The organism is Mesorhizobium intechi, assembly GCF_002879535.1.
Classification (GTDB): domain Bacteria; phylum Pseudomonadota; class Alphaproteobacteria; order Rhizobiales; family Rhizobiaceae; genus Mesorhizobium; species Mesorhizobium intechi.
Window position 1 is genome coordinate 18,769 of sequence record NZ_PNOT02000072.1, and the last position, 10,101, is coordinate 28,869.

Sequence of the window (10,101 nt, forward strand, 5' to 3'; positions counted from 1 at the left end):
CGGCAATCGATTTTGTTCGGGGGCGGTCTTAAAGCCTTTTCCAACCTTATGAAAGTTGGAAAGCGACATGAACCGTAGGGTCGCTCAGCACAGGCCCGCCTGTTTGAGCACGCGATAGGCCTGCAGCACATCGCGGAACCGGTCTTCCGAACCTCTGTCGCCACCATTCGCATCGGGATGGTGGCGTTTCACCAGTTCCTTATAGCGCGCCTTGATATCCTTGCCAGTCGCCTTTGTATCAAGGCCAAGCGTTTCCAGCGCCTTGGCCTCAAGCGGCTTGGCCTTGCGCTCGCGCGCCTCGCGCGGATCTTTCGGCCCCTTGAACAGGTCGAAGGGGTCGCGCATGCGGTTGTAATAGCCGGCGCGGCCGGAGCGCATCTGCGCCATATCGGGCGATGAGCGTGTCGAGGCACCGTTGACGCCCATCTTCCAGGTTGGCCGGTGGCCGGTCATGGCTTCCTTCTGGAAGCGCGCGACCTCGGTGTCCGGTACGCCGGAGAAGTAGTTGAAGCCCTTGTTGTACTCGCGCACATGGTCGAAGCAGAAGCGGAAATACTCGCCTTCCTTCATGCGCCCGACCGGCGCGCGATGGGTGCCCGGCTCCTTGCAGCCGTCCCACTGGCAGATCGGCGAGTGCGACTTCAGCTCCGCATCCTTCTCCGGGCGGATGCGAATCTTCTCGAAATATTTGGGATACGGCTTCATCTCACCCATTTATGGGGCGTTCGCAGATGCGAAACAAGAATTGACATTTTCGCGATCCTCGCCCTAACCGCTGAATCGCGGCTTAAAACAGGCGAATGGCGGATTTAGTTGCGCGGCAGCGGCCCCCGAGGCTTAGCGCGCCAGTCCTATGTGGTGAACGGAGACGGCAATGTCCATACAGGCGACCATGGAAGACAAGCTCAACAAGGCGTTTTCGCCGGAGCGGCTGGTCATCATAAACGAAAGCCATCTCCACGCCGGCCACCATCACCACGGCTCGGACCATCATGGCGCTTATGACGGCACAGGCGAGACGCATTTTCGCGTTCGCGTCGTCTCTTCCACCTTTGCCGGCATGAGCCGCATCGACCGACACCGCGCCGTCAACGAACTGCTCGCCGACGAACTGAAGGCCGGCGTTCATGCATTGGCGATCGAACCGGCGGCGCCCGGCGAAAAGACCCGCTGGTAGGTCAGTCCGCCCTCACCCTCCGCGGCGCGGTCAGATCATTGCTTCGATAAGGAACGGCCCGCGCCGTGACAGGGCACTGTCCAGCAGCGCGTCGAACCGTTCGCATGTCTCGGCGCGCGCCGCCTCGACGCCCATGCCCTTGGCCAGAGACACCCAGTCCAGCGCGGGATGGTCGAGGTCGAGCATGCGCCTGGCATTCTCGCCGATCGCATTGACGCCGACATTCTTCATCTCGCCATGCAGGATCGCGTAGGTGCGGTTGGAGAAGACGATCGTCACCACGTCGAGATTTTCGCGGGCCTGCGTCCACAGGCCCTGCACCGTGTACATGCCGCTGCCGTCGGCCTCCAGATTGATCACCTTGCGGTCGGGACAGGCGATCGCGGCGCCTGTTGCCATCGGGATGCCGCCGCCGATCGATCCGCCGGTGCCCATCATGTAGTCATGCGGCGCGGCAAAGGCCGACAGAGCAAAGAAACGCCGGGCCGAAGTGACCGCTTCGTCACAGACGATCGCATTGTCCGGCAGTTTGCGCGCCACCGACAGCGCAATGGCGTCCTCCGTCAGCCCGCCGCTCGCCGCAGCCTCGACGGGAAAAGCGGTTGCGAAGTCGGTCGGTTGCGATGGTTTGACGCCGAGTTCGTCGCGAAGCGCTTCCAGCGCCGCATACAGGTCCTGCCCATGGGCGGCGAGCGTCAGCACCTGGCAATCGTCGCGCACAAGCCGCCCCGGCTTTCCCGGATAGGCGAAGAAGGCGACCGGCTCCTTGCCGCCGACCAGCACCAGCACGTCGATGTCGCTCAGCAAAGCCGTCGCCGCATCGATCGGATAGGGGATGCGCGCCGGAGCGACGCGTCCGCGCCCGCGTTGCATCCGCGCGATCAGGACCTCGCTGAACAGCCGGACATCGCAGGCCGCCGAAATCTGCCCGGCGATCTCGAGCGCATCGGCGCGCGCCGCTCGCCCGCGAACGGTGATCCCGACACGCCCCGGAGCCGCACGGATCGCCGCGGCGGTCGCGCGCACGGCGTCCATGTCGACGGCCGGCGGCGGCGGAAGGACGACCTTGCCCGGCGAGGCCGGGGCAGCATCGCCCCAGGCGGCATCCGCCGGCAGGATCAGCGTCGTGACGCCGGGCGGCGTCAGCGAGGCGCGGAAAGCCGCCTCCGTGGCCGGCTGGACATCGGCAGGCCCGGCGATGCGGCGAACCCAGTTGGACATCGGCGCCGCCAGGCCTTCGATGTCGCTGGTGAGCGGCGCGTCGAGCGGCAAATGATAGGAAGCGTGGTCGCCGACGATGTTGATCATCGGGCTGAACGCACGCCGGGCATTGTGCATGTTGGCCAGCCCATTGGCCAGGCCAGGGCCGGTGTGCAGCAAGGTCGCGGCCGGGCGGTCGGTCATGCGCGCATAGCCGTCGGCCGCACCCGTCACCACGCCTTCGAACAGGCCGAGCACGCAGCGCATCTCCGGCTTGCGGTCGAGCGCGGCAACGAAATGCATTTCGGAGGTGCCGGGATTGGCAAAGCAGACCGTCACATCATTGGCCAGCAGCACGTCGCACAGGACATCGGCGCCATTCATGCAATTTTTCTCCCAATCATCAGGAGCAATTGCACCTATGGACGTCCGCCCGGCAATATCCCGCAATTGCCTTTGGCATGATCCAGTTACAGGAACAGGGCGAGCGGAAGTCGACAGCGATCAGCCGACCGTCGATTTCAGGAAGGTCAGGGCGGCGGCGGTCAGTGCGTCGCCATCCCTGCCGAAATCGCTGTTGATCGACATATGCGTATAGGCGCTGCCGTCGAACAGCGTGACCTCGGTGCCCGCGGCGCGCAGGCGCTCGGCGAAGGCTTTCGACTCCTCGCCACGGCCTGACGCCCCCGAATACGCGATGAAGGTCGGCGGATGCCTGCGGCCATCGACATAGCTGGCGGGCGAAAGTGCCGCCCATTGCGAAGGGTCGGAAAAGACGCGCGCATAGGCCCGCGCCATGCCGCCATTCTTCTCCAGCGCCGCGAGATCATAAGCCCTGGTGTCGTCGAGCAGCAGGCCGGCGACACCCGGCAGCCCGCCGCGCATGCCGGTCAGCGCAATCAGATGGCAACCGGCCGAATGGCCCATGCCGACAATGCGCTTGGGGTCGCCGCCATGCTTGGCGATATTTGCGCTGACATAGGCATACGCCTTTTCGACGTCGTCGGCCTGGGTGGCGACATCGGCCTCCGGCAGCATGCGGTAGTCGATGGAAACGAAGCAGAAGCCGTTGGCGAGCAGGAAGGCCGGCTTGGCGCCCACCTGGCTGCGCTTGCCGAACTCCCAGGCCCCGCCATGGACGAAGAAGACCACGGGCAACCCGCTTGCGCCGTCGGGCGCATAGATGTCGAGCTTGGCCGGGCCGTAGTCGAAGCTTTTGGGAGAAGGCGCATCTGCGGCAGAGACGCCCGTCGGCAGAAAAGCCGCCATGGACGCCAAGAGCAGGGTTCGCCGATCGATCATCATTCTCTCCTGACCGCCCGGCGCAAAAATGCACCGGGACGCCGCGAAGTTCCAGTGAATGATAGGTAATGTTGCCGGGATGGGTTGAGGTTCAGCTCAAGCCGAGGCTCCGTCATCCTGCATTGATAAATCGATTGCGATGCGGATCGTTGTGGATATGAATCGCCAGGGACTGGCAGCCCGACGACATAGTGGTGATGAACAATCTGCCTGCTCACAAAGTCCAAGGCGCCCCGGCAAGAACGTTCCAGAGCCATAAATGACAACGACGATCGTCCATGCTGGCTTTCACAAGACCGGAACCACATCGATTCAGGCGTTCCTGGCGGCTCGTCGCCAGTGGCTGGCGGCACAGAATGTCTTCTATGAACCTGACGGCACAGGGAGCCTGACCGGGCATCATCGACTGGCGTGCTGGCTCAGCACGCATCGTATATCTCCCGGTCCAAACGACCTTTTTACCCCCGAGCGCGAACGTTATTCGAGCATGCTCCAAGCTCGTTCCCTGAACGCAGAAAATTTCAGTTATCCATTTTCGACCACAAAGACCATCCGTCTGATTTCGTCTGAGATCTTCAATACTTTCGACTTGACCGAACTTATCAAGCTGAAATCCTTTCTGGGCCCTATCGACCGATTCATACTCTACGTCCGCAATGGTATCGGCTTTATATATTCCTGTTGGGCGTCGAAGGTTCGCTGGGGGCATATCGGCTCTTTCGACGCGTTTCTGAAGGAAACTTTGGATTTCGCACCGAACACACCTCTGAGAGGCGCGCTTCAATTTGTCGATGTCCTCAGCAATCTGTTCGGACCAGAGCGTATCTCGATTCGAAGTTTCAATACCGCTCTGCGACACGAGCGGGGAATTGTCGGTGACTTTGTTGAAGGTGAACTGGGTTTGGCGGCACCAGCCGAAGTGGACAAAGACCGCATTTCGAACGGGACGATCTCCTGGATTGCAACGGAGATGCAAAGAGCGCTGAACCTGTGGAACAAGGACAACGGCTTTGATGCCGCCGCTGCAGCGCGCGGCAGGCTCAACGAGGCGCTCCACGGCCCCGACGGAGAAGCCCTCATGGATGAATTCAGGCAAAAGCTCGAACCGAGAACGAAACTGGTCACGATAAGGGACATGCATCCGACCAGGATTGGAATGGATGGTGTCGCCTTTCGCGGCAGTGCATCGTTTCGCAGGGCCTGCGAATGGCTCTTTCCCTTCGACGATCCCGCATCATTTGTTCCGACGCACCATCTCGTCGAGGCGTTGGCAGCTCTGCCGGGATTCAAGCGCTTGGTGCAAATCGACCAGCTCTAGAGCAATTCCAGGAAAAGTGTGAAACGGTTTTCCGTCCGGAATTGCGTCAAACAGGAGTTGGAGCGGTTTGCCATTTCCGTGAAGCGGTGAATCCGTTCAAACGCGACGCGCTTAGACGCCGCCGGCGGGCCTGATCCTCAGCCTGGCGATCCGGTTCTTGTCGCGCTTCATGACGATGAAGCGCTTGCCGTGGAAGGTGAAGGCCTGCTTCTCCTCGGGGATCGACTGCGCCTCGTGGATGACGAGGCCGGCAATCGTGGTCGCCTCCTCGTCCGGCAGGTTCCAGTCGAGCGCCCGGTTCAGGTCCCGGATCGGCACATTGCCGTCGACGACGACGGAACCGTCGGCCTCCTGCTTGACGCCTTGGATGTCGATGTCGTGCTCGTCGGCGATCTCGCCGACGATCTCCTCGATGATGTCCTCCAGCGTCACCAGCCCTTCGACCTCGCCATATTCGTCAACGACGACGGCGAAATGCACCTTGCGGCGCAGGAAGGCGTTGAGCTGTTCCTGCAAGGTCGTGGTGTCGGGCACGAACCAGGGCTTCGAGGCGATCTTCATCACGTCGATCTTGGAAAAGTCGTTGCCGACTTCGTTCAGCGCGCGCAGCAGATCCTTGGCATGCAGCACGCCGACAATGTTGTCGAGCGAGCCCTTCCACAACGGCATGCGGGTGTGCGGGCTCTGCAGGATCTCGCGCACCACCGCTTCCGGTGCGTTGTCGGCATTGACCGAGCGCATATTGGTGCGGTGGACCATGATGTCGGAGACTTCGAGCTCTTCGAGGTCGAACAGGCCGCCGATGCGGTCGCGATCCTCGCGCACCACCTGGCCGTCGCGGCGGAAATCGTCGACCGCGCCGCGCAACTCATCCTGGCTCGAGCGCTGCGGCTCGATGCGCGACAGCTCGTAACCGAACATGGCGAGAAGGCGCGTGCGCACGACAACGACCAGCAGGATGACGATGGCAAGAACGGCGACGGCGATCCAGCCATTGTCCATTTCAGCCGACTTTCCGGCTGGCTGGGTGGTTTTCCCGCAGGAACGACAGCACTTCCGAAGCCGGGACGTCCTTGGCGATAAAAGCCTGGCCGATGCCACGGGTCAGGATGAAGGTCAGCGCGCCGCGCGACACCTTCTTGTCCTGGGTGATGAAGGAAAGCAGCGCCTCGGCATCGGGCAATTCACCCGGAATATCGGCCATCCGCCACGGCAGGCCAACCGCCCGCAGATGCGTCTCGACGCGCGCCGCGTCGTCGGGGCTCGCCAGATTGAGCCGCGAGGAGAAGCGATGCGCCAGCGCCATGCCGATGGCGACCCCCTCGCCATGGACGAGCCGGGCGCCGTCATACCGCGTGGCGGCTTCGAGCGCATGGCCGAATGTGTGGCCGAGATTGAGGAGCGCCCTGTCGCCGGTCTCGAATTCGTCGCGGGTGACGACATCGGCCTTGGCACGGCAGGCTTCCGCAATCGCCCGCGCCCTCTCGGGCCCGCCAGCGAACACTTTTTGCCAGTTCGCCTCGAGCCAGGCGAAGAGTTCCGGCCGGTCGATCAGCCCGTACTTTGCGAGTTCGGCGTAGCCGGCGCGGAATTCGCGGATCGGCAGCGTGTCGAGCACTTCCGTGTCGGCCAGCACCAGTTTCGGCTGCAGGAAGACGCCGACCAGGTTTTTGCCGCGCGGGCTGTTGATGCCGGTTTTCCCTCCGACCGACGAATCGACCTGCGCCAGCAGCGAGGTCGGGATCTGCACGAAATTCATGCCGCGCCGCACGATGCCGGCGGCAAAACCGGTGAGATCGCCGATGACGCCGCCGCCCAGCGCGACGACGACGTCGCCACGCTCCAGCCTCGCGGCCAGAACGCCGTCGACCACCTCTTCGAGATGGGCAAAGCTCTTGGACTTCTCGCCGGGCGGCATCGTGATCACGGTAGACTGGATGCCACCCTTGTCGAGCCCTGCCTTCAGCGTATCGAGATGCGCGGCGGCGACATTCTCGTCGGTGACGACAGCAGCGCGTGTGCCGGGCAGGCGGCGGGAAATCTCCTCGCCGGCGCGCGACAAAAGGCCGGAGCCGATCAATATGTCGTAGGCCCGATCGCCAAGGCCGACTTCGACGGTGACTGGCTGGTCCACGCTCACGATTCGATCTCGCCTGTCGCTGCAATTTCATCGATGCCGAAATGCCGGCACAGCGCGTCGAGCACCTCGGCGGCGATGACCTCCTTGCGGTCGTCGCGGGTCGGCACCGTAACATCTGATGTCGCGTAGACCGGATAGCGCTCGCCCATCAGCCGCTCCAGCACGGCGCGGGGATCGGCGCTTTTCAACAGCGGCCGGTTCTGCTTCTTCGAAACCCGGTCCATCAGAAGATCGAGCTCGGCCTTCAGCCATACAGAGACGCCATGGCCGGCGATGGCTTCGCGCGTCTGCGCGTTCATGAAGGCGCCGCCGCCGGTCGAAAGCACCTGCGGGCCATTTTCAAGCACGCGCAGGATGACACGCTGCTCCAGGGCCCTGAACTCGGTCTCGCCATAGCGTTCGAACAGCTCCGGCACGGTCATGCGCGAGACGCTCTCGATCTCCTGGTCGCTGTCGATGAAAGGCAGCGACAGCATCGTCGCCACCTTGCGTCCGATCGCCGTCTTGCCGGCGCCCATAAGGCCGACAAAGACGATGGACCGGCTGCCCAGCCGGCCAAGCAGCGCGGCGTGGCTCTCGCCTGGAGGATTTGCCTGGTGCGCGTTCATCAGCTGTTTCTTGGGCCCTCTTTGCCGGCGTATCGACATGAAAAGCCGGTTTGCGTCAAGCGTGCCGAGCACAGGCAAGCCTATATCGGACGGAGGATGCCTGCATCGGAAGTTGCTGACAGGCCTCCGCTTCTTCCTTGAATTGGTCGGATTGGCGTCCCATAAGGGCACAGGGTTTGGAAACGCAGAACAAGAAGACGGGCGAAAATTGATGCCGACACTGTTTCGCTTTGTCGTGATCCTCGCGATTCTGGCCGGCATTGCCTATGGTACGATGTTCGCGTTGGTGATGTTCGTCGAGCCCAAAAAAGCGGAGATGAGCGTGCGCATCCCGGCTGAAAAGCTGAACCCCAAGAAAAACTGACAGAAGAAAAACCGATCCCCGAGGATGAATAGCGCCGCCCGCATCGAGGCCTTCCTGGAAATGATGAGCGCCGAGCGCGGCGCTGCCGAAAACACGCTGTCCTCCTACCGGCGTGACCTCGAAGACGCCTCGAGCGCGATCGATGGCGGGCTTGCCGGTGCAGCCGCCGCCGATATCCGTGCCTATCTCGACGACATCGCAGCGCGCGGCTTCGCGCCGACCTCGCAGGCGCGCAAACTGTCGGCGATCCGCCAGTTCTTCAAATTCCTCTACGCCGAGGGCCTGCGCACCGACGACCCGACCGGCACGCTGGACAGCCCGAAAAAAGGCCGTCCGCTGCCCAAGACGATGAGCGAGGCCGAGACCGGCCGGCTGATCGACCGCGCCGCGGTGGAAGCCGGCGACGCCGGGCTCGGCTACAGTGACAGGCTGGCCGCGCTGCGCCTGCATGCGTTGGTCGAAGTGCTCTACGCCACCGGCCTGCGCGTTTCCGAGCTGGTCGGCCTGCCGGTGACGGTGGCGCAGCGCGACGACCGTTTCTTCATGGTGCGCGGCAAGGGTGACAAGGAACGCATGGTGCCGCTGTCATCCAAGGCGCGGGTGGCGATGCATGCCTGGCTTGCCGCCCGGGCCAGCGTGGCCGCTTTCGCCGACAGCCCGTTCCTGTTTCCGGCCGCGTCCGACAGCGGCTACCTCTCGCGCCAGGTCTTTGCCCGCGACCTGAAAGGGCTGGCGGCACGGGCGGGCATCGCCTCGGCGAAGATATCGCCGCATGTGCTGCGCCATGCTTTCGCCAGCCATCTCCTGCAGAACGGCGCCGATCTCAGGGCCGTGCAGCAGCTGCTCGGCCATGCCGACATATCGACGACACAGATTTACACCCATGTGCTGGAGGAGCGGCTGGTGCGGCTGGTCAACGATCATCATCCGCTTGCCGACTAGGCCTCATATCGCTATGTGAGGACGACATTTCACCGCCGGGGGCCTTGGTTTCAAGGGTTCCGCAGTCCTTGCCTTCCGACGTATCGGTCCGCTCAAGCATGTACAATTACCTCGATTTCGAAAAGCCGGTGCAGGATCTCGAGCTCAAGATCCTCGAGCTCAAGAAGCTTGCCGAGAATGGCGAAGCGGTCGATGTCGCCGATGAGATCACCCGGCTGGAGAAGCGCTCGCGCGACGCCCTGCGCGATCTCTACAAGGCGCTGACGCCTTGGCAGAAGGTGCAGGTGGCCCGCCATTCCGACAGGCCGCACTGTGTCGATTACATCAAGGGCCTGTTCAGCGACTTCACGCCGCTCGCCGGCGACCGCAATTTCGGCGAGGACCAGGCGATCGTTGGCGGTTTTGCCCGCTTCCGCGGCGAGCCTGTCGCGATCCTCGGCCAGGAGAAGGGCTCGGACACGACCAGCCGACTGAGGCACAATTTCGGTTCGGTGCGCCCGGAAGGCTACCGCAAGGCGGTGCGGCTGATGGAACTGGCCGACCGCTTCAATATCCCGCTGTTGACGCTGGTCGACACGGCGGGCGCCTATCCCGGCGTCGGCGCCGAGGAGCGTGGCCAGGCCGAAGCCATTGCCCGTTCGACCTCGGCCTGCCTCGCGCTGAAAGTGCCGTCGATCTCGGTAGTCATCGGCGAAGGCGGTTCGGGCGGCGCCATCGCGATCGCCACCGCCAACCGCGTCTACATGCTCGAACACGCCATTTATTCGGTGATTTCGCCGGAAGGGGCGGCCTCGATCCTGTGGCGCGACACCACGCGCTCCAAGGACGCGGCGACCAACATGAAAATCACTGCGCAGGATCTTCTGGAACTGAAGATCATCGACGCCATCATCCCCGAGCCGATGGGCGGCGCCCAGCGCGCGCCCGAAACGGTGATTGCCGCGACGGGCGACCTCATTGCCAAGACGATGAAGGAATTTTCTGGCGCCAACACCGATTTCCGCGAACAGCGCCGCGAGAAATACCTGGCGATGGGCCGCAGCCTCTGAC

General features: G+C 63.1%; 11 protein-coding genes. 5 read left to right on the forward strand and 6 right to left on the reverse strand.

The genetic code is table 11. From position 1 onward, the window contains the following. Positions 1 to 84: 84 nt before the first annotated feature. Complete coding sequence (locus C1D09_RS06920) at positions 85 to 714, reverse strand: J domain-containing protein (protein WP_019861454.1); 630 nt, start codon at positions 712 to 714, stop codon at positions 85 to 87. 160 nt (positions 715 to 874) lie between these two features. Between C1D09_RS06920 and C1D09_RS06925 the strand changes: the two genes are divergently transcribed. After that, the gene (locus C1D09_RS06925) at positions 875 to 1,177 is read left to right on the forward strand and encodes a BolA family protein (protein ID WP_027058994.1); all 303 of its coding nucleotides are present in this window, start codon (positions 875 to 877) and stop codon (positions 1,175 to 1,177) included. Positions 1,178 to 1,207: 30 nt separating this feature from the next. On the opposite strand, the gene C1D09_RS06930 is transcribed toward C1D09_RS06925, so the two are convergent. Further along, a complete protein-coding gene (locus C1D09_RS06930) occupies positions 1,208 to 2,761 on the reverse strand; it encodes an acetolactate synthase large subunit (RefSeq protein ID WP_143973579.1) in 1,554 nt (517 codons plus the stop codon). A gap of 120 nt (positions 2,762 to 2,881) precedes the next feature. Next, positions 2,882 to 3,679, reverse strand: a complete 798-nt coding sequence (locus C1D09_RS06935) for an alpha/beta hydrolase (RefSeq protein WP_143973580.1) — start codon at positions 3,677 to 3,679, stop codon at positions 2,882 to 2,884. A 259-nt stretch (positions 3,680 to 3,938) separates the two neighbouring features. Here C1D09_RS06935 and C1D09_RS06940 point away from each other — a divergent pair, with 259 nt between their 5' ends. Further along, positions 3,939 to 4,997, forward strand: coding sequence for a hypothetical protein (locus tag C1D09_RS06940; protein WP_143973581.1), 1,059 nt, complete (start codon positions 3,939 to 3,941; stop codon positions 4,995 to 4,997). Positions 4,998 to 5,108: 111 nt separating this feature from the next. Here the strand turns inward: C1D09_RS06940 and C1D09_RS06945 are convergent, their stop codons facing one another. The 3 genes from C1D09_RS06945 to C1D09_RS06955 are packed head-to-tail and all read right to left on the reverse strand — an operon-like array spanning position 5,109 to position 7,745. After that, positions 5,109 to 5,999, reverse strand: a complete 891-nt coding sequence (locus C1D09_RS06945) for an HlyC/CorC family transporter (protein WP_143973582.1) — start codon at positions 5,997 to 5,999, stop codon at positions 5,109 to 5,111. A 1-nt stretch (position 6,000) separates the two neighbouring features. Then, entirely contained in the window at positions 6,001 to 7,137 is a 1,137-nt protein-coding gene (gene aroB, locus C1D09_RS06950; RefSeq protein ID WP_143973583.1) for a 3-dehydroquinate synthase, read from the reverse strand. After that, a complete protein-coding gene (locus C1D09_RS06955) occupies positions 7,134 to 7,745 on the reverse strand; it encodes a shikimate kinase (RefSeq protein WP_140892043.1) in 612 nt (203 codons plus the stop codon). Before C1D09_RS06955 ends, aroB begins: the two co-directional genes overlap by 4 nt. Positions 7,746 to 7,956: 211 nt before the next feature. Between C1D09_RS06955 and C1D09_RS06960 the strand changes: the two genes are divergently transcribed. The 3 genes from C1D09_RS06960 (at position 7,957) to C1D09_RS06970 (ending at position 10,100) form a co-directional block, all read left to right on the forward strand. Further along, positions 7,957 to 8,109, forward strand: coding sequence for a histidine kinase (locus C1D09_RS06960; protein WP_143973584.1), 153 nt, complete (start codon positions 7,957 to 7,959; stop codon positions 8,107 to 8,109). Positions 8,110 to 8,133: 24 nt separating this feature from the next. Beyond that, a complete protein-coding gene (locus C1D09_RS06965; protein WP_143973585.1) occupies positions 8,134 to 9,051 on the forward strand; it encodes a site-specific tyrosine recombinase XerD in 918 nt (305 codons plus the stop codon). A gap of 98 nt (positions 9,052 to 9,149) precedes the next feature. Next, complete coding sequence (locus C1D09_RS06970; protein WP_143973586.1) at positions 9,150 to 10,100, forward strand: acetyl-CoA carboxylase carboxyltransferase subunit alpha; 951 nt, start codon at positions 9,150 to 9,152, stop codon at positions 10,098 to 10,100. Position 10,101: the final 1 nt, after the last annotated feature.